Origin of the sequence: Curtobacterium sp. VKM Ac-2852 (assembly GCF_013205045.1) — a bacterium.
Lineage (GTDB): Bacteria > Actinomycetota > Actinomycetes > Actinomycetales > Microbacteriaceae > Curtobacterium > Curtobacterium flaccumfaciens.
The window spans coordinates 223,838-245,649 of sequence record NZ_JABMLI010000003.1; the positions used below are offsets into that span (position 1 = coordinate 223,838).

Consider the following 21,812-nt stretch of genomic DNA (forward strand, 5'->3'; position numbering starts at 1 on the left):
AGTCGCCGCACATGTCACGACATCTGGGAGCACCGTCGCCGACGACACGCGGTCGTGAGCACCTCGGAGAACCTGTACCATTGGGTGTCGCCGTCGCGAGACGGTGTCAGGAGAATTCGCCTAGTGGCCTATGGCGCACGCTTGGAAAGCGTGTTGGGTGCAAGCCCTCGGGGGTTCGAATCCCCCATTCTCCGCAGCGAGCAAGACCGCAACACCGACGAAGGACCCGCACCGATCGGTGCGGGTCCTTCGTCGTTCCACGGTCGATCGGTCCCCCACCCTGCGGACGAGCGCGTGCCCTGTTCCCCCTCGGTTGGCCGGGAAACGCCGACCAGGGGTGGAACGGGCTGTCCCCGGTACCCGTCGGTCGCCTATGCTGGCCGAGCGAACGGCTCCGGGACGAGCCGACCGCGGTGCATCGAGCGGCAGGGGCGTCGCTCGGAGGGCGTGCTGGTCAGCGTGCCCGGAACACCCGAGGGGACGAGGAGACGCGCCATGGGGGACACCACCGTGCCCGCAGTGCCCGTGCGGCCCGCCGTCTTCGACACGGTCCTCCGTCCGCGCCGGTCCCTCGTCCGTTCCACCGCGCTCAGCATCGCCTTCTCGGCCGTGCCGCTCGCCGTCGCCCTGGTCTGGGTCTCGTTCCCGTTCCGCACGTGGGCTGTGTTCGCCGGCATCGTCGTCGCGATGGCCGCGGCCGTCGGCATCGTGTTCGTCCGACTGCACACCGCGTTCATCGGGATCGACGACGACGGTCTGACGATCCGTGGCGTCCTCACGGCGCACCGTCGGATCCCCCGCGACCGCGTGCACAGCCTGGTGCTCGCCACGACCTTCGGCTCGTCCGTGGACCGGACCGTGCGGGAACTCGTCGCGTTCGACCGGACCGGCACCCACCTCTTCAGGCTCCGCGCCGACGTGTGGGGCGACGACGGGCTCGACCGGGTGGTCGACGCGCTCGGCGTGCAGGTCGTCGAAGAGTCGCGGCCGGTCTCCTCCCGCACCTTCGCGAAGCGCTACCCGACGAGCCGCGCCTGGTACGAGCAGCGGTCGGCGTTCCTGCTCGTCGGCGGCCTCGTCGTGCTGGTCGTCGGCGGGTTGCTCGCCGTCGAGTTCGCCGGCCTCAACGCCCCCTGACCCACCGGCGGACCGGCCAGCGGCCACCGCACGGCACCCGTCAGCACGGCACCGGTCAGCACGGCACCGGTCAGCGCGGCACCGGTCAGCGCCGACGACGCAGCGTCGAGAAGATCCCGCGCACCACTTCCTTCGCGATGGTCCCGCCCAGCCCGGAGCCGAGCAGGTCCGAAAGCGGGTCCCCCGCGGATCGCCGCGTCCCGGACCGCCGCGTCCCGGACCGCTGCGTCCCGCCCGACCGACCGGAGCCCCCGGACCGACCGGACCGCCGGGCGTCCGACGCTCGCTCGGCCCGCTCGAACTCCCGCTGCTGCCGCTCGGACTCCTGCTGGGCATCCGCCGATGCGTCCGCCGCGGCGGCGGCGGCCTCGTCGGCTGCGGCAGCGGCGTCGGCTGCAGCGGCCGCCGCCTCCATCCGGCGCGCGAGCACCTCGCGCGCCGAGTCCGGATCGACGCGGGTGCCGTAGGTCGACAGGAGCGGTGAGGCCTGCACCTGCGCGGCCATGTCGTCGGCCGGCATCGGGTCCATCGACCCCTGGGGTGCGCGCAGCCGGGTCCACGCGACGGGGGTCGGTGCGCCCCGCTCGTTCATCACCGTGACGATCGCCTCGCCGGTCGCGAGTGACGTGAGGACCTCGCCCAGGTCGTAGTCGCTCGTCGGGTGGGTCGAAACCGTCGCCCGGAGCGCCTTCGCGTCGTCCGGGGTGTGGGCGCGGAGCTGGTGCTGGATGCGCGACCCGAGCTGCGCCAGCACGTCGTTCGGCACGTCCTTCGGGGTCTGCGTCACGAAGAAGACCCCGACGCCCTTCGACCGGATGAGCCGCACGGTCCGCACGATCTGCTCGGTGAAGTCCTTCGACGCCCCGTTGAACAGCAGGTGCGCCTCGTCCAGGAAGAACACGAGCTTCGGCTCGTCCTGGTCGCCGACCTCGGGCAGCTCGTTGAACAGGTCCGCCAGCAGCCACATCAGGAACGTCGAGAAGACCTCCGGTCGATCCTGCACACCGGGCACCTCGAGCAGGTTGACGATCCCCCGCCCGTCCGCCGCCGTCCGCAGGAACACCTGCGTGTCGATCTCGGGCGCCCCGAAGAACCGGTCGGCGCCCTGGTCGGCGAAGGTGACGAGCTCGCGCAGGATCACCCCGGCGGTCTGCTTCGACAGGCCCCCGAGCTCGGCGAGCTCCCCCTTGCCCTGCTCGCTCACCAGGAACGTCAGCACGCTCCGCAGGTCGTCGAGGTCCACCAGCGCGAGCCCCTGCTGCGTGGCGTAGTGGAACACCAGGCCGAGCGAGGACTCCTGCGTGTCGTTCAGGCCGAGCACCTTCGACAGCAGCAGCGGCCCGAACCCGGAGACGGTGGCACGGATCGGCACGCCCGTACCCTGCCCGCCCAGCGAGAACAGCTCGGCCTGGCTCGCGACGCCCTGCCACTGCTGGCCGATGCCCGCGGTGCGGTCGAGCAGCTTGTCGGTCGCCTGCCCCGCGACGGCCAGACCCGACAGGTCGCCCTTGATGTCGGCGGCGAACACCGGCACCCCGTTCGCCGCGATCTGCTCGGCGAGCACCTGCAGCGTGCGGGTCTTGCCGGTGCCGGTCGCCCCGGCCACCAGCCCGTGCCGGTTCAGCATCGCGAGCGGTATGCGGACCTGCACCTCGGGCACCGCTGCGCCGTTGACCAGGGCACCGAGTTCGATCGCACCGCCGTCGACGGCGTAGCCGTCACGGATCGCCGCGACCGCGTCCGGTCCGAGCGGTCCGGTCCCACCCCGGACGGGAGGCGCGGCGCCGGTCGCCGAGGTCGCCACCGGATCCGGGGCGGTCGTCTCGACCGGCGCGGCAGGGGTGGTCGGAGCCGGTGCGGCCGCAGGGGCGGGCTCCGCGTCGGGCGTGAGCCGCGCCTCCAGGCCGGTGAGTGGTGGGGACCCGACGACCGCGGGTTCCGCGTCGGCGGTGCGCTCCGTCTGCTCCTCCACCGCCAGTGCGGCGGCGAGCTCCTCGGCTCGCCGCGCCGCTTCGTCGGCGAGCCGACGTGCCTCGTCGGCAGCCTGTCTCGCTGCCTCGGCAGCCGCCCGTGCCCGCTCCGTCGCGTCGCTCATGGGCACAGCCTAGGGACCGGAGCGCGCGGCGGTCCGGGTCGTCAGTGCGTGAGCGCGGGGACCGTCCGGGGGCGGACCACGAACCAGAGCATCAGGATCGCGACGGCGGCGGGCGACGCCATCACCATCGCCATCGGGGTGGCCGTCGTGATGCCGAGCCAACCGACGACCGGCGAGATGAGCCCGGCGACACCGAAGTTCAGGGCACCGAGCACCGAGGCGGCGGTCCCCGCCTCTTTTCCGTGGGCGGCGAGACCGATGACCTGGACGAGCGGGAACGAGAACCCGCACGCGGCGATGAAGAACCACAGCGGCACCAGCACGCCGACCAGACCGGCCCCGAGCTGGTCGAGGACGATGATCGCGACCGACGCCAGCAGCAGGGTCGCGGTCGAGCACGCCAGGATCCACTGCGGACCGACGCGCTGGGCGAGCCGCGACGAGATCTGCACGCCGAGGACCACCCCGACCGAGTTGACGGCGAAGAGCAGTCCGTACTGCTGCGCGTCGAGCCCGTAGACCTGCTGGAACAGGAACGGCGACGCGCTGAGGTACGAGAACAGCCCGCTGAACACCATGGCGCCGATGAGCGCGACACCGACGAAGATCCGGTCGGAGAACAGCGCCTTGTAGCGCTGGCCGATGGTGGAGTGCCCGGCCTCGTGCCGGCGGGCCGGCGGCAGGGTCTCGACGATGAGCAGGATCGACGCGATCACCACCGCCAGGCCGTAGCAGGCGAGGAAGACGAAGATGCCGCGCCAGCTGGTGAACTGCAGCATCTGCGAACCGATGAGCGGCGCGAGGATCGGCGCGAGGCCGTTCACCATCGCCAGGCGGGACAGCATCCGCACCAGCGGCTTGCCGCCGAACAGGTCACGCACCGTCGCCATCGCGACGACACCACCGGCTGCGGCGCCCATGCCCTGCAGCACGCGGAACACGGCGAGCAGCTCGATGTCCGGCGCGGTCGCGGCGCCGATCGACGCGGCGATGTGCACCGTCGTCGCGATGATCAGCGGCAGTCGGCGACCCACCTTGTCGCTCCACGGGCCGACCAGGAGCTGCCCGATGGCGAAGCCGAGCGTCGTCGCGGTGAGCGTCAGCTGGACCGCACCGTCGGTGACGCTGAACTGGTCCTTGATCGCCGGGAACGCCGGCAGGTACAGGTCGATCGTGAACGGACCGAGCGCCGTGAGGGCGCCCAGGACGAAGACGTAGACGAGTCGCTGCCCGCGGGAGAGCGAGTCTCCCGGGTGCAGGACGACCCGGAGCGAACCGGTGGTGGCGGGCGCGGTCACGAGACAGGAGTCCTTCGACGATGAGGGGGCGGGGTGATCGCGGGTCGATCGAATCGATTCGTCCGCGGAACCATCCTACGCTCGCCGGTGCGTGCTCGGCGCCGCCGGTGCCGGCCGCCCGCGTGAAGCGGCTCGTGCTGCCCCTCGGCCGCGCGCGGACCATGCGGTAGCGTCGGACTGCTCGGGGGCCTTCCGGGTGAAGCGGATCAGAAGGGGGTGGGCGTCATGGTGGATGCCCGGATCCTGCACACCACTGCAGCGCTGCGCGAGGCGATCCTGCGACTCGCCGCGGACCGACCGGTCTCGGAGATCACCGTCGCCGACGTCACGCGTGCCGCCGGCATCAACCGGGCCACGTTCTACTCGCACGCCGTCTCCCCCGGGTCGCTGCTCGCCGACGTCCTGACGCCGGAACTCGACCGCATCCGGCAGGACGACGCCGACGAGCGCCGAGCCGCCGCCGACCGGGGCGCCGGAGCCGACGAGCTCGCAGCCATCACCCGGCGCGGCATCAACGCCGTCGTCGAGCACGTGACGACGCACCGCGACATCTACGGCAAGGCGCTGCCGGACCCGAACGACGCGTCGCTGCACCGGCTGCTCGTCGAGCACTTCACGGTGTCGAGTGCCCTGCACATCCGCGAGCTCGATCCCGCACGCCGGCCCGAGCTGCTCGACGACGTCGCCGCGGGGTTCGTGGCGCAGGGGTTCGTCGGGGCGATCGAGGCCTGGCTGGCCGGGCCCCGTCGGTCGCGGAAGGCGCTGGTGGAGACGATCACGCTGTCGTTCCCGGCGTGGTGGAGCTGAGCGGGCCGTTCGTTTCGGTCGTGTGATCGCGTGATCGCGTGAGCGCGTGGGTGCTGGCCTGCTGCCGTGCTCGTGCTGCTCGTGCTGTGCGTGCTGCGCGTGCTGCGCGTGCCTACTCGGCGTCGGTCGTGTCGCCGTCCGACGGGTCGGTCTCCGGCTTCTCGCCGCGCTGCAGGGACTGCACGACCTCGACCGCGGTGGCAGCGACGTCCGCGTCGTCGCCCTCCGACGGCACGCGGTAGTCGGCGGAGACCCCGTCCCCACCGGTGCCGGCGGCGGGCAGCGGGTCGCCGAGGGACACCACCACGACCCCGGCGTCGTGGGCTGTCTGGATCACACCGGTCAGGGCGGACGGTCGGGCCGCGTGCACGAGCAGGGCCTTGGCGCCCTTGCGCACGAGCTGGGCGACCGCGGTCTGCTGTGACGCCGCAGCGCCCGATGCCGGGGCGACCCGGACGTCGGGCCGGAACCCGGCGTCGGTCAGGTCGGTGCGGAGCCGGTCGGCGAGGGCCGCGTCGTCCTGGAGCAGGACGACACCGATCACGGCCTGCTGGTCGAAACCGCCGTCGGAGCTCGTCAGGTCGGTGCTCTGCACCGGTGTGGGGGCAGCCGACGTCGTGCCCTGGCACCCGGCCAGGGTCAGGGCCGCCGCCAGGGCGACGGTCACGGCGACGATGCGCAGCACGGGGTCTCCTCTTCGGTCCGGTCTGCCACGCTACCCGGCGGCCGGGCCGTGCGACGACGGAGTCCGCGACGGGACGGATCCGCCCGGGCCGACCGGGGCCGTCGTCGCCGGCGCCGGCACGGGGCCGAGCCGTCGGACGGCCGAGATCGCCAGCGCAGCGAAACCGATCATCGCCGCGAAGACCAGGGGGAACGACACCGTGCCGTCGGCACCACCGGTCGCGGTGAAGAGCAGGCCGGTCACCGCGAGACCGATCACGCTGCCCGCGGCGTCCGCGATCGTCAAGGCCGAACTCGCGAAGCCGTCGTCGCCCTCGCCGGAGAACCGCAGGGTCAGCATCGAGGCGCGCGGGTAGATCGCGCCCATGCCCGCGCCACCGACGAACCAGCCGGCGACCAGCACCCACCACGACAGGTCGAACGTCGCGACCGCGAGCGCGGTCACCAGGCTGACGAGCACCAGCGTCAGCCCGACCCCGAAGGTGCGACGGGCGGTGAGCCGCTGTTCCCCCAGACGACCGTGCGCCCAGCTCGAAGCAGCCCAGCTGAGTGCCGCCACCGTCAGGGCCAGCCCCGCAGCGGACGGTGACAACCCGTGTTCGGCCTGCAGCAGGAACGGCACGTACGCCTCGGTCCCGAAGAACGACGCGGCGACGAGCCCGCGCAGCAGCACGACCGACGGCAGCCCGGCCGCGGCCCGGAACGTGCCGGTCGGCAGCAGCGGCCGCAGGGCGAACCAGGTGCCGACCAACCCGACGAGCACCGCCGCGACCATGCCCCACGGGGCCAGGTCGGGCGCGACGTTGAGCAGCAGGATCGACACGGCAGCGGCCACCGACCAGCCGATCCGGACCCGCTGCCACGGCGGGCGGAGCGACGCGGCCGGGGCGTGCACCCGGCCGAGGGTCGGCACGAGCAGGGCGAAGGCGACCAGCGCGATCGCCAGCGCCCCGGCGAACACCCAGTGCCAGTTCCAGGTGTCGGTGACGATGCCGGCCAGGGCGGGGCCGATCAACGCCGGCACGACCCAGGCCGCGGCGAACCCGGCGAACACCGGTCCGTGCAGCTCGGCGGGGAAGATCCGGGCGACGAGCACGTAGAGCACCACGTCGATGGCCCCGGCACCGAACCCCTCGATGAGCCGGCCGGCCAGGAACACCTCCATGGTCGGCGCGAGCATGACCACGGCGGTCCCCACCGCGAAGAACGTCGCCGACACCCACGCCACGATCCGGCCACCGGCGCGATCGGTCCAGTTGCCGGCGAGCACCATCCCCGGCACGCCGGCGGCGAGCGGGGCGGCGAAGGCGAGCGCGTACAGGGTCTCGCCGTCGAGGTCGCGGCTGATCACCGGCATGATCGTCGTCATCGCCAGGTTCTGGAACGCCGCGACGCCGACGATCGCGACCATGCCGATCGTCGCGAGGGCGTACGGCCCGCTCAGCAGGCTGGTCCGCGACGCCGTTGTGCTCACCTACGACATCGTAGGGGCGAGGGGTGACGGTGTGGCAGCGGTCCCGCGTCAACGGTCCCGCGTCAGCGGTCCCGCGTCAGCGGTCCCGCGTCAGCGGTCCGCGTCAGCGGTCCCGCGTCAGCGGTCCGCGTCACCGGGCCACGCGTCAGCGCGTCAGCGCCTGCTCCAGGTCCGCCACCAGGTCGCCGGCGTCCTCGATGCCGACCGACAGCCGCACGACGTTCTCCGGCACGGCCAGCTCGGTGCCCTTGACCGACGCGTGGGTCATCTCGCTCGGGTACCCGATGAGCGACTCCACGCCACCGAGCGACTCGGCCAGGGCGAACAGCTCCGTCGACTCCGCGAACCGCTTCGCGGCCTCGGCGCCGCCGGACAGCGCGACCGAGAGCATCCCGCCGAAGCCACGCATCTGGCGGGCGGCGACGTCGTGCCCCGGGTGGTCGGGCAGGCCCGGGTAGTAGACGCGCTCGACGCCGGGCGCGACGACGAGCGCCTCGGCGACGGCCTGCGCGTTCCGCGAGTGCCGCTCCATCCGCACCGCGAGCGTCTTGATGCCACGAGTGGTCAGGTAGGCGTCGAACGGCGACGAGATCGCACCCGCGCCGAACTGCAGGAACTGCACCTTCGCCGCGAGCTCCTCGTCCGCGAGCACGACGGCTCCGCCGACGACGTCGGAGTGTCCGCCGAGGTACTTCGTGGTCGAGTACACGACGACGTCGGCGCCGAGCGACAGCGGCTGCTGCAGGTACGGCGACGCGAACGTGTTGTCGACGACCACCAGGGCGCCCGACTCGTGCCCGAGGGTCGCGAGCGCGGCGATGTCGGCGATCTTCATGAGCGGGTTCGTCGGCGTCTCGACCCACAGCACCGTGGTGGCCGGGGCCCCCTGCAGTGCCGCGCGGACCTGGTCGAGGTCGCTCATGTCGACGACGACGAGCTCGACACCCCACGGAACGTGCAGACGACTCACCAGGCGGTGGGTGCCGCCGTACACGTCGTTGCCCATCACGACACGGCCACCGGGGACCAGCGCGGCGCGGAGCAGGGCGTCCTCGGCGGCGAGCCCGGACGCGAACGACGACGCCGCGACGCCCCCGTCGAGGTCGGCGAGGAGCACCTGCAGCGAGTCGCGCGTCGGGTTGCCGGCGCGCGAGTACTCGTAGCCGTTGCGCATGCCGCCGACGCCGTCCTGCACGTACGTCGACGTCAGGTGGATCGGCGGGATGACGGCGCCGGTGGTCTCGTCGGGCTCCTGGCCGGCGTGGACGGCCCGGGTGCTGAACTCGGTCATGCTCGGTGGTTCCTTACTCGGAGAGGTAGGTGAGGAGGTCGTGCCGGGTCAGCACGGTGACGGGCTTGCCGTCCTCGACGACGAGGAGCGCGTCGGCCGACTCGAGCGCACGACGTGCCGCGGAGACCGACTCGCCGACGCCGATGAGCGGCAGCGGGTCGCCGACGAAGCCGGTGAGCGCGTCCGACATCTTCGCGGTGCCGGTGAAGACCTGCTCGAGCAGTGCCTTCTCCTCGACGGCGCCGACGACCTCGCCGATGACGACGGGCGGCTCCGCGCTGAGCACCGGCATCTGCGAGACGCCGTACTTGGTCATGATGTCGACGACGTCGCGCACGGTGTCCGCCGGGTGCGCGTGCACCAGGTCGGGCAGGCGGCCGTCCTTGCCGGCGATGAGCGAGCCGACGGTGCGCTCGTCGTCGGTCTCGGCGAAGCCGTAGGAGCGCATCCACCGGTCGTTGAAGATCTTGCCGAGGTAGCCGCGGCCGCCGTCCGGCAGCAGCACGACGACGACGTCGTCCTCGGTCAGGTCACGGGCCGCGCGGAGCGCCGCGACGACGGCCATGCCGCTCGAGCCGCCGACGAGCAGTCCTTCTTCACGCGCCAGGCGCCGGGTCATCGCGAAGGAATCGGCGTCCGACACGGCGATGATCTCGTCCGGCACGCCGGCGTCGTACGCGCTCGGCCAGAAGTCCTCGCCGACGCCCTCGACCAGGTACGGGCGACCGGTGCCGCCGGAGTAGACGGAGCCCTCGGGGTCGGCCCCGACGATGCGGACGCCGCCGTCGGACGCCTCCTTCAGGTACCGTCCGGTGCCCGAGATCGTGCCGCCGGTGCCGACGCCCGCGACGAAGTGGGTGATCTGCCCCTCGGTGTCGCGCCAGATCTCCGGACCGGTGGTCTCGTAGTGGCTGCGGGGACCGTTCGGGTTCGCGTACTGGTTCGGCTTGTAGGCGCCGGGGATCTCCTGCACGAGCCGGTCCGACACCGAGTAGTAGGACTCGGGGTGCTCCGGCGCGACCGCGGTCGGGGTCACGACGATCTCGGCGCCGTACGCCGTCAGCACGTTGCGCTTGTCCTCGCCGACCTTGTCGGGCAGCACGAAGACGCACCGGTAGCCGCGCTGCTGTGCGACCAGGGCCAGACCGACGCCGGTGTTGCCGGAGGTCGGTTCGACGATGGTGCCGCCGGGGCGCAGGTCGCCAGAGGCCTCGGCCGCGTCGATGATCCGGGTGGCGATGCGGTCCTTCGACGACCCCCCGGGGTTCAGGTACTCGACCTTCACGAGGATGGTCGCCCGCACCCCCTCGGTCACCCGGTTGAGCTTGACGAGCGGGGTGTCGCCGACGAGGTCGACGACGGAGTTCGCGTAACGCACGCCGTCGAGTCTAGGACGCGGTCCCCGCGTCCCGCTGGGATGTGTCGTGTGCGGACAGCGCCCCGGCATCCCGCGGCGGACGGCGAGCCCTGGTCGCGCTGCGCGCCGGACGGGAGGCCCGTGCGGACGCCGCCACGGGCCTCCTGTCCGGCGCTCGGTCGCGACCGTCAGGGGCGGACGACGTCCGCCGACGAGTTCTGCTGTCGGTGCAGCTGCGCGTACGTGCCGTCGAGGGCGAGGAGTTCGTCGTGCGTGCCCTGCTCGACGATCTGGCCGTGGTCGAGGACGAAGATGACGTCGGCGTCGCGGATCGTCGACAGCCGGTGCGCGATGGAGATGGTGGTCCGGCCGGCCGCCGCCGTGTCGAGCGCCGTCTGCACGACGTGCTCCGAGATGGAGTCGAGCGCGCTGGTGGCCTCGTCGAGGACGAGCACCGGCGGGTCCTTCAGCATGACCCGGGCGATGGCGATGCGCTGCTTCTCACCACCGGACAGGCGGTAGCCGCGCTCCCCGACGACGGTGTCGTAGCCGTCCGGGAACGACGCGATCGTGTCGTGGATGTTCGCCGCACGGGCCGCACGCTCGAGCTCGTCGTCGGTGGCGTCGGGCTTGGCGTACCGCAGGTTCTCGCCGATCGTGGCGTGGAACAGGTACGTCTCCTGGCTGACGATGCCGACGTGCCGCATCAGGTCCTCGTGCACCAGGTCGCGGACGTCCTGCCCGGCGAACCGTACCGATCCCTCGGTCGCCTCGTACAGCCGGGGCACCAGGTAGGACACTGTCGTCTTGCCCGCGCCGGAGGGACCGACGAAGGCCGCGAACTGCCCGGGGCGCAGCTCGAACGACACCCCGCGCAGGGTCGGCTTGTCGGCTTCGCCGTCGGGGTAGGTGAAGACGACGTCGTCGAAGGCGACGTGGCCGACCTTCGACTCGTCCACGGGCCGGGCGGTCGGCGAGTCGGTGATGGCCGGCTTGAGGTCGAAGTACTCGAAGATGCGGGCGAAGAGCGCACCGGAGGTCTGCAGGTCGAGGACCACGCGCAGCAGCCCGACCGTCGGGAACAGGAGCCGGGACTGCACCGTCGTGAACGCGACGATCGTCCCGGCCGTGATCGGGACGTCGCCGATGATCAGGTACGCGGCGACGACGTAGATGATCGCCGGGATGATCGACAGGAAGATCTGCACGATCGCGAAGAACCACTGCCCGGACATCTGCTGGCGCACCTGCAGGGTGATCTGGTTGCGGTTCTCGTCCCCGTAGCGGCGGGTCTCGCTGGCCTGCTGGTTGAAGCTCTTCGCGAGCAGGATGCCGGAGACGCTCAGCGCCTCTTGCGTGATGGCCGTCATGTCGGACAGCGACTCCTGCGTCTGCGCGGCGATGCGGGCGCGGACCTGGCCGACGCGGCGCTGCGCGATCACGAGCAGCGGCAGCAGGACGACGGCGACCAGCGTCATCTGCCAGCTCAGCAGGAGCATCGCGACCACGGCGGCGATCACGGTCACGGTGTTGCCGAGCACCGACGAGATCGTGTTGTTCAGGACGCTCGCCACGCCGCCCACGTCGTTCTGCAGGCGTGACTGGATGACGCCGGTCTTGGTGCGGGTGAAGAACGCCAGTTCCATCCGCTGCAGGTGCGCGAACAGGCGCATCCGCATCGCCCCCATGACCTTGTTGCCGACCGTCGCGGTCAGGTACGTCTGCCAGACGCCGACCCCGGCGCTCGCGATCCAGAGCAGGACCATCGCGGACACGAGCTCGATCAGCACCGGGACGTCCGGGCGGCCCGACGGCGGGAACAGGCCACGGTCGAACGCCTGCTGGGTGAGCAGTGGCGGCACGACCGAGATGGCCGCACCGATCAGCACGAGGACGACCGTGAGCATGATCGCCCGACGGTGCGGCTCGAACAGCGCGGCGATGCGCCGGACCAGGTGCGGGATCCTCGGCGCCTCGGCGTTGGCGGCCTTCTGCGCGCGGAAGTCGCCGCTCGAGATGCGCCCACCCCCGCGCGGACCGCCGCCTCGCCCGCCGTGTCCCATGCTCATGGAGCCACCGTAGCCCCGCGCTCGGACATCGACCGCCCGCTCCACAGCACCGCAGTATTTGACCCCGTTCAGGGGGCGTGCGAGCATGTGCCGTCCCCGTCCCCGCACCACCGAGGTCCCATGTCGTCCGCGCCGTCACGTCCCACGTCCCTGGGGGCGCAGCTCGCCCGCCGCAAGCCGATCGAGCAGCTGCAGGCCGAAGCCTCCCGAGGTGTCAACGGTGAACCCCTCCGCCGATCGCTCGGGGTCTGGCAGCTGACGATGATCAGCGTCGGGGCCACGCTCGGCACCGGCATCCTGGTCGTCCTCGGCACCGCGGTCCCGCTCGCCGGTCCCGCCGTCTGGATCTCGTTCGTCGTCGCGGGGATCGCCGCGCTGCTGTCCGCGCTCTCCTACGCCGAGATGGCAGGCGCCGTCCCGACCTCGGGGTCCAGCTACTCGTACACGTACGCCACGATGGGCGAGGGCATCGCCTGGATCTGCGGCTGGTGCCTCGTGCTCGAGTACGCCGTCTCGGTGGCCGCGGTCGCGGTGGGTGCCAGCGAGTACGTCGACGAGACCCTCCGCGTGTTCGGCCTGCACCTGCCCACCGCGCTCGCCGCTCCCCCGGTCGACGGCGGCGTGGTCAACCTGCCCGCGGCGGTCCTGGTCCTGCTCGCCACCGTCGTGCTGCTGCCCGGTGCCCGCGAGAGCGCCTGGGTGAACACGGTCATGGTGATCGTGAAGATCGCCCTGCTGGTCTTCTTCGTCGTCGTGGCGTTCACGGCGTTCCGGGCGCAGAACTTCGAGCCGCTCGCACCGATGGGCGCCGCCGGGGTCACCGCCGCCGCGTCACGGCTGTTCTTCTCGTACATCGGCTTCGACGCCGCCTCGACCGCCGGTGAAGAGGCGAAGAACCCCCGCCGCGACCTGCCCCGGGCGATCATCGGCTCGATCGCACTCATCACCGCGCTGTACATCCTCGTCGCGATCGCCGCCGTCGGTGCCCGCTCGTGGACGGCGTTCTCGTCGTCCGAAGCGTCACTCGTCCGCATCGTCGTCGACGTCACGGGGCAGCCGCTCGTCGCCCTCGTGTTCTCGATCGGCGCCGTCGTCGCCATCGCCAGTGTCGTCCTCACCGTCCTGTACGGTCAGACCCGCATCCTGCTCACGATGTCCCGCGACGGCCTGGTACCGAAGGTCTTCGGGCGGGTCTCCCGTCGCACCGGCACCCCGATCGCGAACACGCTCATCATCGGCATCGCCGTGACGATCGTCGCCGCGCTCGTGCCCCTCGGTGAACTCGCCGACGCCACGAGCATCGGCACCCTCGTCGCCTTCGCCCTGGTGAACGTGTCCGTCATCGTGCTCCGCCGCTCGCAGCCCGACCTGGAGCGCTCGTACCGGGTGCCGCTGTTCCCCGTCGTGCCGATCCTCGGCACCCTGAGCTGCGTGCTGCTCGCGGTGTTCCTCGGCGCCACCACCTGGATCGCCTTCGGCATCTGGATGGTCGCCGGCGCCCTGCTCTACCTGGCCTACGGCCGCCGCCACAGCACCCTGCGCTGACGCGCTCGCCGTGCGCGCCGAGTCTCGGCCAGGCGGACTCTTCACTGCACACGAAGGCGCGAAAGTGTCTGCCCAGACGAGACTCGGCACCTTCCTCGAGACAGTCGTGCACTCCCGCTCTCCACAGATTGCACCGGAGGGCACACGGCACAGATCCGAGTCTGCACACTCGCATCATGCAACTGCACCGGACCCGGCCCGATCTCCTCCGCGCCGAGCCGTCGGATCCGTCGGGAGCACGACAACTCCGACGGCTCCATGCCGCAGGGCGAGTCGTCCGGCTCCGTGCGGGTGTCTACCTGGACAAGCGGGTGTGGGATTCACTCGACACGTCGGACAAGCACCTCGCCATGGCTTGGGCTGTCACTCCCGCCCTGAGTCCGACCAGCGCGTTCTCCCACGTCACGGCTGCACTCATCCATGGCTGGCCGTTGATCGGGCCGGCTCCGGAGCGGATCCACGTCGTCGACTGGGAGCTGGACGGTGTCGAACACCGGGTCGGGCTCATTCGACACGGCATCGACCCCGCTGGCCTGTGCCTCGGCCCCAGCCGATTCGACGGAGTCCCCGTGGTCGATGCGCTCGGAACGGCGATGGCCGTCGCGCGAACGTGCGACCCGGCGGTAGCCTCCGTCGCCATCGACCACGCGGTACGCACGAAGGCGATCGACAGGAAGGTGTTCGAGGAGCACCTGCCGCCGCCCGCATCGCGTGGTGGCCGGAGGGCTCGGCTCGTCGCCGCTGCACTCCATCCGGCACACGAGTCACCCGGTGAGTCCTACTCTTCGATCCGACTCGTGCAACTGGGAGTGACCAACATCCACCCGCAGCATGAGTTCGTCACGAACGGGTTCCGCGACCGCGTCGACTTCTGGTTGCCCGACGCCGGAGTCGTGGTCGAGTTCGATGGCAAGCAGAAGTACGTCGACCGCGAGATGCTCGCCGGTCGCGATCCCGGCGACGTCCTCTGGCAGGAGAAGCGCCGCGAGGACCGCATTCGTACCCGCCGAGAAGTTCGGTCCGTCATCCGAGTGACCTGGTGGCACCTCGAGAGCCTCGACCGGTTTCGTGCGCTGCTTCGATCGCACGAGGTGGTCATCACTCCGTGAGCAGCTCCTGCGGCGGGTCGAGTCTCGGCCCAACGGACAACTTGCCGCTTCAGAGGCCGGCAAGATGCCCGCTCAGCCGAGTCTCGGCGAAAGCCCCCCCCCCGCACACGACGAAGGCCGCCGCCCCGAGGGGCAGCGGCCTTCGTGACCGGAACGGTCGAGACTACGCGAGCTCGATCGTGGCGCCAGCGGCCTCGAGGGTCGCCTTCGCCTTGTCGGCGGTCTCCTTGTTCGCACCCTCGAGGATCTTGGCGTCGGCGGTCTCGACGAGCGCCTTGGCCTCACCGAGGCCGAGCGACGTCAGGCCACGGACCTCCTTGATGACCTGGATCTTCTTGTCACCAGCGGACTTGAGGATGACGTCGAACTCGGTCTTCTCCTCAGCGGCCTCGGCCGGAGCAGCTGCGCCGGCGGGGGCGGCAGCGGCGACCGGGGCGGCCGCGGTGACCTCGAAGACCTCTTCGAACTTCTTCACGAAGTCCGAGAGCTCGATGAGCGTGAGCTCCTTGAAGGCCTCGATGAGCTCGTCCTGCGAAAGCTTCGCCATGATTTTCTCCTACTACTAGCTAGTACGTGTGGTTGATGAACGCGAGCCTGATCAGGCCGCGGACTCCTGCTTCTCGCGAAGGGCGTCCACGGTGCGGACGGCCTGCGAGAGGGGTGCCTGGAACAGGTACGCAGCACCGAACAGCGAGGCCTTGAGTGCGCCGGCGAGCTTGCCGAGCAGCACTTCACGGGACTCGAGGTCGGCGAGCTTGTCCACCTCGGTCGCGGTGAGCGGGTTACCGTCGAAGTAACCGCCCTTCACCACGAGCTCGGGGTTCGCCTTGGCGAATGCACGCAGCGACTTCGCGACGGCGACGGTGTCACCGTGGACGAAGGCGAGAGCGGACGGACCGGCGAGCTCGTCGTCGAACGACGAGATGCCGGCGTTGTTCGCCGCGATCTTGGTCAGCGTGTTCTTCACCACGGCGTACGTGGCGTGCTCACGGATCGAGTTGCGGAGCTCCTTGAGCTGCGCGACCGTGAGACCGCGGTACTCGGTGAGCAGAACGGCGTTCGAGCTACGGAAGGACTCCGTGAGCTCGGCGACCGCAGCTTCCTTGTTCGCCATGGTTCTCCTTGGGGGTCTTGCCGGCAGCCCCAGGTCCACGAACGAAAAAAGCTCCGGCGCAGAGGCTCGGAGCTGCTCTCACCAGATGGTGGGAGTGGTTCGGAACACCTGCGCGGGATGCCTCACGAGTGAGGACCTTCGGTCACGATGTTCACAAACACGTTGCGAGCAGCACGACATCCGGCGGTCTTTGGCTTCGAGAACTGTACCAGACGCCGTGGGCGTCACCAAACACCACACTGGAGGCACGGGGCGGCCCCGCCCCGCGCCTCCCGACCGTCAGTGGGTACGGTCCACCGCAGCGGGTGTCGCCGACCAGTCCGCGGACCCGGCAGGGTCAGCCGACGACGACGCGACAGCCCCTGCCGCGGCGGCAGCCGCAGCAGGGTCGCTCGGAAGGTGCACCGTGAACACGGTGTCTCCCGGCTCGCTCGTGACCTCGACCCGGCCACCGTGCGCCTGCACCACCGCGTCCACGATGGCGAGCCCGAGGCCGGTCGAACCGACCGTGCGGGACCGCGAGCTGTCGGCCCGGGCGAAGCGCTCGAACAGCTTCGGCAGGAACTCCGGGTCGATCCCCTGGCCGGTGTCGCGCACGGTCAGGTCGACTCCGCCGTCGACCGGGGCGAGGCCCACCGTGATGCGGGTGCCCTCGGGCGTGTGGGTCCGGGCGTTGGTGACGAGGTTCACGATGACCTGGTGCAGGCGTGCGGCGTCGCCCGTGATGGTCACCGGCTCCGGCGGGACGTCGACCTCGATGGGGTGTTCCGGCGAGGCGGCGTGTGCGTCGTTCACCGCGTCGAGCACCAGGCCGGTCAGGTCGACCTCGGCGAACTGGATCTCGCGGCCTTCGTCGAGCCGGGCGAGGAGCAGCAGGTCCTCCACCATCGAGGTCATCCGGATGGACTCGGACTCGATACGGCTCATCGCGTAGACGACGTCCTTCGGCAGGTCGCCGCCCATGCGCCGGGTGAGCTCGGCGTACCCGCGCACCGAGGCGAGCGGGGTCCGGAGCTCGTGCGAGGCGTCGGCGACGAACTGCCGCACCTTCTGCTCCGAGCGTTCCCGGGCCTGCATCGCACTGCCGATGTGCCCGAGCATGCGGTTGAACGCGCTGCCGACCCGGCCGACCTCGGTTCGGGGGTCGGTGTCGGGCACGCGGACACCGTCGAGGGCGTCGCTGCGGTCGAGCGGCATGCGCGCGACGGTGGACGCGGTCTCCGCGACGCGCTCGAGCGGTCGGAGCGACTGCCGGACCACGAACGCGGCGACGACCGAACCGGCGACCAGTGCGGTCGCCACGACGGCGAGGACGACCCCGAAGAGCTTCCAGACGCTGTCGTAGACGGGGGCCATCGGGAGCCCCACGACCAGGACGGCCGGGCCGACGTTGACGGCGGCGAGGCGGTACCGCCCGACGTCCGAGCCGAGGTCGATCGTCTCCGGGTCGGCGTCCACGCGGACGGACCCCAGTGCCTCGGCGCTCGTCTGCGGGACCCCGCTCGGGCGGCCGTAGTCGTCGAGCACGTTCGCGATGACGACCTGCCCGTCGACGAAGTACGCGGTCAGGGTTCCGGCGGCCTGCCCGGACGGTCGGGACAGGTCGATGCTCGGCTGCCCCGACTGGTTCTGCTGCAGGTACCGCTGCGCCCGGTGGGTGGCGCTCGTGATCTGCTTGTCGATCGCGCTGGTCTGGATCGAGGCGAGCGCGATGATGCTGGCCGCCCCGATCACCGCGCTGACGGCGACGACGAGGGCGACGATGCTCAGGACGAGCCGGCGCCGCAGGGTCACGAGGTCGGCTTGATGACGTACCCGACGCCGCGCACCGTGTGGATCATCGGGGTCTCGCCGGCGTCGATCTTCTTGCGCAGGTAGGAGATGTAGATCTCGACGACCGACGACTTGCCGCCGAAGTCGTACGACCACACGCGGTCCAGGATCTGCGCCTTCGAGAGCACCCGGCGGGGGTTGCGCATCAGGAACCGGAGCAGCTCGAACTCGGTGGCGGTCAGCTCGATGGGCCGGCCTGCACGGTGCACCTCGTACGACTCCTCGTCGAGCACCAGGTCGCCGACGACGATGCGGGAGTCACCGGCCTCGGAGATCGAGATCTGCGAGCGGCGGATGAGCCCGCGCAGACGCGCCACGACCTCCTCGAGGGAGAACGGCTTGGTGACGTAGTCGTCGCCGCCCGCGGTGAGCCCGGTCACACGGTCCTCGACGGAGTCCTTCGCGGTGAGGAACAGCACCGGGGTGTCGTCGTTGTTCTGCCGCAGCCGGCTGAGCACCTGCAGCCCGTCGAGGTCCGGCATCATCACGTCGAGCACCATCGCGTCTGGCTTGAACTCCCGCGCGGTCGTCAGGGCGTCCTGGCCGCCGTTCGCGCTCTTGACGTCCCAGCCCTCGTAGCGGAGCGCCATGGACAACAGGTCGGTGAGGCTGGCTTCGTCGTCGACGACGAGGATGCGCAACGGGGTTCCGTCGGCACGCGTGAGGCGCGGGGCTGCTGCGGGCTGGGAGATGGTCACGTCTTCGAGTATCGAGAAGTTCCTATGAGTCGTCTGTGGCACGGCCCAGTGCGTTCTGTGGATCGAGGACACGTCCACGTGTGCCGCTCCGTACGTTGGGAGCATGTTGCGATCTGCAGCCTGGCCCCCGTCGGCCCGGCACCTGGACACCGCGCGGATCGAACGGACGACCGGGAGGCCCGGCTCGACACCGACGGACCGCCTCGCGGTCGCGCGAGCGGTCGCCGCCACCACCCCACCCCTGTCCGCCGGGACGGCCGGCGGGTTCTTCGGCACGCTCGCCGCGGTCGCCGCGGCGGACGTCGCCACCGCCCGCACCGTCGAACCGCACCTGGACGCGCTCGGGATCCTGGCACAGGCCGGCGTCGACGCCGCGGACGGCTCGACCTGGGGTGTCTTCGCCGCCGAGGGCCCGGGCCTCCGGCTCGATGCCGCGCCCCAGCACGACGGCACGGTCCTGCTGCACGGCACGAAGCCGTGGTGCTCGCTCGCCTCGACGCTCTCGCACGCCCTGGTCACCGCGCACCTGGGCGACGAGCGGGTCCTCGCCGCCGTGGACCTGCGACAGCCCGGCGTCATCGTGCACGACGACGCCTGGGTCGCACGCGGCCTGCCGGACGTGCCGAGCGGACCGGTCGACTTCGACGGCGTCCGGGCACGAGCCGTCGGCGCTCCCGGTTGGTACCTCGGCCGTCCCGGCTTCGCCTGGGGCGGCATCGGCGTCGCGGCCTGCTGGTGGGGCGGTGCGCTCGGGCTCGCCCGGGTGCTCCGCGAGACCGCGGCCGCGCACCCGGAGTCCGAGCTGCTGCAGGCCGCCCTCGGCGCCACCGTGGCCGACCTCGCCGACGCCGAGGACGCCCTCGCCGACGCCGCCGCCCGGATCGACGGGTCCGACCCGGGTTCCGACGACACCGACTGGCGGTTGCTCGCCCAGACCGTCCGGTCTCGGGTGCGCCGATCGGTCGACGCCGTGCGCGAGCGGGTGGTCGCCACCATCGGCCCGGCTCCGCTGACCGCCGACCCCGCCGTCGCCGCGCGCGTCGCCGACCTCGAGCTCTACGTCCTGCAGGACCACGGCGCCCGCGACCTCGCCCGCATCGGCCGCATGGTGCTCGAGCGGGGCGGTGTCGCGTGGTGAGCTTCGACCACCGTGAGCCGGGCACCGACCCGGCGGCGTGGACGGGGTTCCTCGACGGCCTGGACGCACCGGCGATCGACCTGGCCGGCACCGGATCGGTGGTGGTCGTCGCGCCCCACCCCGACGACGAGACCCTCGGCGCCGGTGGGCTGATCGCGGCAGCTGCAGCGGCCGGCGTCCCCGTGCACGTGCTGCTGCTCACCCGCGGCGAGCGCTCCCACCCGGACTCCCCCACGACGACCCCGGAGGCGCTCGCCGCCGCCCGTGACGACGAGTTCGTGGCGGCCCTGCGCACCCTGCACCCCGACGTGACGTCGACCTCGGCGGGGATCCCGGACGGCGCGACCCGCGAACACCGAGACCATGTCGTCGACACACTCGACACGGTGCTCGCCGACGCCGCCCGCCCCGTGCTGCTCGTCGCGCCGTGGCGCGGGGACGGGCACCGCGACCACCGCATCGCCGGCGAGGTCGCCGAGGCCGCCGCGGCGAGCGCCGCCGACGTCGACCTGCTCGCGTACCCGGTCTGGGCCTGGCACTGGGACGACCCGGACCGCTCCGTCGCCCCGTGGGACGACGTCCGGGCCCTGTCGCTGCCCGACGACCTCGTCGCCCGGAAGCGTGCCGCCCTCGACGCCTACCCGTCGCAGACCCGGCCCCTGTCGCCCGCGCCGGGGGACGAGGCGATCGTCGACGACCGGCACGCCGCCCACCACCTGCGGACGACGGAGTGGTTCTTCGCGCCGGGACCCGCCCCGTCGCGGTCTCGCGAGTCGTTCGACGCCCACTACGACCGGAAGCCCGAGGGGTGGGACTTCGACGGGTCCTGGTACGAGCAGCGCAAGCGTGCCGTGACGCTGACGGCGCTCCCCCGCCCGCGCTACCGGTCGGCGCTCGAGCTCGGCTGTGCCACCGGGGTCCTGACGGCCGCCCTCGCCGAACGCGCGGACGACGTGCTCGGCACCGACATCTCGGCGGCACCGCTGGAGCGTGCTGCCCGCCGTGCCCCGACCGCGCGGTTCGTGCAGGCGGCCCTGCCGGCGGAGTGGCCGGACGGGCGCTGGGACCTGGTGGTGATGTCCGAGGTCGGGTACTACCTGTCGCCCGCCGACCTCGACGCGACGATCGACCGTGTGCTCGGGTCGCTCGATGACGACGGCGTGCTCGTGGCCTGCCACTGGCGGCATCCCGACGACGAGGCCGTGTCGAGCGGTGACGCGGTGGACGCGCGGCTGACCGAACGATGGCCGCGTCCGGCTCTGCTCCGGCACGTGGAGGAGGACTTCGTCCTGAGTGTCCTTCCCGGCCCGGCGGTCACCTCGGTGGCCCGGGCCGAGGGGATCATCCGGTGACGCGACCGGAACCGCGTGCACGCATCGACGTCGTCGTCCCCGCGCACGACGAGGCGGACCGGATCGCCGCGTGCCTCGATGCGCTCCTGGTGGCCCTCGACCGGCTCGCCGCGGAGCGCCCCGGAGTCGACGCCGCCGTCACGGTGGTGCTCGACGGCTGCACGGACGGCACCGCTTCGGTGGTCGCGCGGTACCCGGTCGACGTCCTGACCACGGACCGTGTCGGGGTCGGTCGGGCACGGACCATCGGGGCGACGCACGCCCTCCGTGCGCACGACGGCGACCCGGCGGCCCGGTGGCTCGCCCACACCGACGCCGATTCCCGGGTGCACGAACGGTGGCTCGTCCAGCAGTGCGACGCCCTGGCGTCCGGCGCGCAGGTACTCGTCGGCGCCGTCGTCCCCGACCCGGACGACCTGGCGCCCGCGGTGCTCGACCGCTGGACGCTGGCGCACCCGCCCGGTGCAGCCCTCGGCCACGTGCACGGCGCGAACCTCGGCGTGCTCGCCGCGGCGTACGTCAGCCTCGGCGGGTTCGACCCCGTGCCCGAGCACGAGGACGCGCGGCTGGTGGCCCGGGCGCGGGCGCTCGGCTTCCGGGTGGACGCCACCGTCGACCTGCCGGTGGTGACGAGCGGGCGTTTCGCCGGCCGGACCCCCGGCGGGTACGCGGAGCACCTGCGCCAGCGGTACGGCGACGTCGGCTGATGCGCCCTTAGTCGCCTCATAGGTCCGCGATGGGCCGGTCATCGACAGCGTGCCTAGGTTCTCCTCCGTCGGCCCCGCCGCGTGCTCTGCGCGGCCGGTGACCC

Annotated in this window: 18 protein-coding genes and 1 tRNA gene; 8 read left to right on the forward strand and 11 right to left on the reverse strand. The window is 71.8% G+C overall.

Annotated elements, in window-relative coordinates; translation table 11 throughout:
• The first annotated feature begins 109 nt into the window (after positions 1–109).
• Both HQQ79_RS12150 and HQQ79_RS12155 read left to right on the forward strand, forming a co-directional pair.
• Positions 110–194, forward strand: a tRNA-Ser gene (locus tag HQQ79_RS12150).
• Between the two features lie 301 nt (positions 195–495).
• Entirely contained in the window at positions 496–1,137 is a 642-nt protein-coding gene (locus HQQ79_RS12155) for a hypothetical protein (protein WP_027466388.1), read from the forward strand.
• 85 nt (positions 1,138–1,222) lie between these two features.
• On the opposite strand, the gene HQQ79_RS12160 is transcribed toward HQQ79_RS12155, so the two are convergent.
• On the reverse strand, positions 1,223–3,232 hold the full coding sequence (locus HQQ79_RS12160; protein ID WP_173034619.1) for a helicase HerA-like domain-containing protein: 2,010 nt from the start codon (positions 3,230–3,232) through the stop codon (positions 1,223–1,225).
• Between the two features lie 41 nt (positions 3,233–3,273).
• Positions 3,274–4,530: a multidrug effflux MFS transporter gene (locus tag HQQ79_RS12165; RefSeq protein ID WP_173034621.1), complete on the reverse strand. Its 1,257-nt coding sequence runs from the start codon at positions 4,528–4,530 to the stop codon at positions 3,274–3,276.
• A gap of 225 nt (positions 4,531–4,755) precedes the next feature.
• Between HQQ79_RS12165 and HQQ79_RS12170 the strand changes: the two genes are divergently transcribed.
• Positions 4,756–5,337 (forward strand): TetR/AcrR family transcriptional regulator, encoded by a 582-nt coding sequence (locus HQQ79_RS12170; protein WP_139179218.1) that lies wholly within the window; start codon positions 4,756–4,758, stop codon positions 5,335–5,337.
• Between the two features lie 112 nt (positions 5,338–5,449).
• Here HQQ79_RS12170 and HQQ79_RS12175 read toward each other — a convergent pair whose 3' ends face one another.
• The 5 genes from HQQ79_RS12175 to HQQ79_RS12195 all read right to left on the reverse strand — a co-directional run bounded on the left by HQQ79_RS12175 (position 5,450) and on the right by HQQ79_RS12195 (position 12,206).
• On the reverse strand, positions 5,450–6,022 hold the full coding sequence (locus HQQ79_RS12175) for a substrate-binding domain-containing protein (RefSeq protein ID WP_173034623.1): 573 nt from the start codon (positions 6,020–6,022) through the stop codon (positions 5,450–5,452).
• A gap of 30 nt (positions 6,023–6,052) precedes the next feature.
• The gene (locus HQQ79_RS12180; RefSeq protein ID WP_173034625.1) at positions 6,053–7,495 is read right to left on the reverse strand and encodes an MFS transporter; all 1,443 of its coding nucleotides are present in this window, start codon (positions 7,493–7,495) and stop codon (positions 6,053–6,055) included.
• A 145-nt stretch (positions 7,496–7,640) separates the two neighbouring features.
• The gene (locus HQQ79_RS12185) at positions 7,641–8,786 is read right to left on the reverse strand and encodes a cystathionine gamma-synthase (RefSeq protein ID WP_017888669.1); all 1,146 of its coding nucleotides are present in this window, start codon (positions 8,784–8,786) and stop codon (positions 7,641–7,643) included.
• 13 nt (positions 8,787–8,799) lie between these two features.
• Positions 8,800–10,164 (reverse strand): cystathionine beta-synthase, encoded by a 1,365-nt coding sequence (locus HQQ79_RS12190; RefSeq protein ID WP_027466384.1) that lies wholly within the window; start codon positions 10,162–10,164, stop codon positions 8,800–8,802.
• A gap of 167 nt (positions 10,165–10,331) precedes the next feature.
• Positions 10,332–12,206: an ABC transporter ATP-binding protein gene (locus tag HQQ79_RS12195; RefSeq protein WP_027466383.1), complete on the reverse strand. Its 1,875-nt coding sequence runs from the start codon at positions 12,204–12,206 to the stop codon at positions 10,332–10,334.
• A gap of 126 nt (positions 12,207–12,332) precedes the next feature.
• On the opposite strand from HQQ79_RS12195, the gene HQQ79_RS12200 reads away from it, so the two are divergent.
• Both HQQ79_RS12200 and HQQ79_RS12205 read left to right on the forward strand, forming a co-directional pair.
• The gene (locus tag HQQ79_RS12200) at positions 12,333–13,757 is read left to right on the forward strand and encodes an amino acid permease (protein ID WP_173034627.1); all 1,425 of its coding nucleotides are present in this window, start codon (positions 12,333–12,335) and stop codon (positions 13,755–13,757) included.
• A 797-nt stretch (positions 13,758–14,554) separates the two neighbouring features.
• Positions 14,555–14,866 carry a hypothetical protein gene (locus tag HQQ79_RS12205; RefSeq protein WP_173034629.1) on the forward strand — a complete coding sequence of 104 codons (312 nt, stop codon included), beginning with the start codon at positions 14,555–14,557 and terminating at the stop codon, positions 14,864–14,866.
• 163 nt (positions 14,867–15,029) lie between these two features.
• Here the strand turns inward: HQQ79_RS12205 and rplL are convergent, their stop codons facing one another.
• The 4 genes from rplL to HQQ79_RS12225 form a co-directional block, all read right to left on the reverse strand.
• Positions 15,030–15,413: a 50S ribosomal protein L7/L12 gene (gene rplL, locus HQQ79_RS12210; RefSeq protein ID WP_027466380.1), complete on the reverse strand. Its 384-nt coding sequence runs from the start codon at positions 15,411–15,413 to the stop codon at positions 15,030–15,032.
• 51 nt (positions 15,414–15,464) lie between these two features.
• Positions 15,465–15,980: a 50S ribosomal protein L10 gene (rplJ, locus tag HQQ79_RS12215; RefSeq protein WP_017888663.1), complete on the reverse strand. Its 516-nt coding sequence runs from the start codon at positions 15,978–15,980 to the stop codon at positions 15,465–15,467.
• Positions 15,981–16,259: 279 nt separating this feature from the next.
• On the reverse strand, positions 16,260–17,774 hold the full coding sequence (locus tag HQQ79_RS12220; RefSeq protein WP_216852498.1) for a HAMP domain-containing sensor histidine kinase: 1,515 nt from the start codon (positions 17,772–17,774) through the stop codon (positions 16,260–16,262).
• Positions 17,771–18,505, reverse strand: coding sequence for a response regulator transcription factor (locus HQQ79_RS12225; RefSeq protein WP_197068690.1), 735 nt, complete (start codon positions 18,503–18,505; stop codon positions 17,771–17,773). Before HQQ79_RS12225 ends, HQQ79_RS12220 begins: the two co-directional genes overlap by 4 nt.
• 109 nt (positions 18,506–18,614) lie before the next feature.
• Here HQQ79_RS12225 and HQQ79_RS12230 point away from each other — a divergent pair, with 109 nt between their 5' ends.
• From HQQ79_RS12230 to HQQ79_RS12240, 3 genes are read left to right on the forward strand one after another with little or no spacing between them, the layout of a single operon-like run.
• Complete coding sequence (locus HQQ79_RS12230) at positions 18,615–19,649, forward strand: acyl-CoA dehydrogenase family protein (protein WP_173034631.1); 1,035 nt, start codon at positions 18,615–18,617, stop codon at positions 19,647–19,649.
• Entirely contained in the window at positions 19,646–21,001 is a 1,356-nt protein-coding gene (locus HQQ79_RS12235) for a PIG-L family deacetylase (protein WP_367948096.1), read from the forward strand. Before HQQ79_RS12230 ends, HQQ79_RS12235 begins: the two co-directional genes overlap by 4 nt.
• Positions 20,998–21,708: a glycosyltransferase gene (locus HQQ79_RS12240; RefSeq protein WP_173034635.1), complete on the forward strand. Its 711-nt coding sequence runs from the start codon at positions 20,998–21,000 to the stop codon at positions 21,706–21,708. Before HQQ79_RS12235 ends, HQQ79_RS12240 begins: the two co-directional genes overlap by 4 nt.
• The last annotated feature ends 104 nt before the right edge of the window (positions 21,709–21,812 follow it).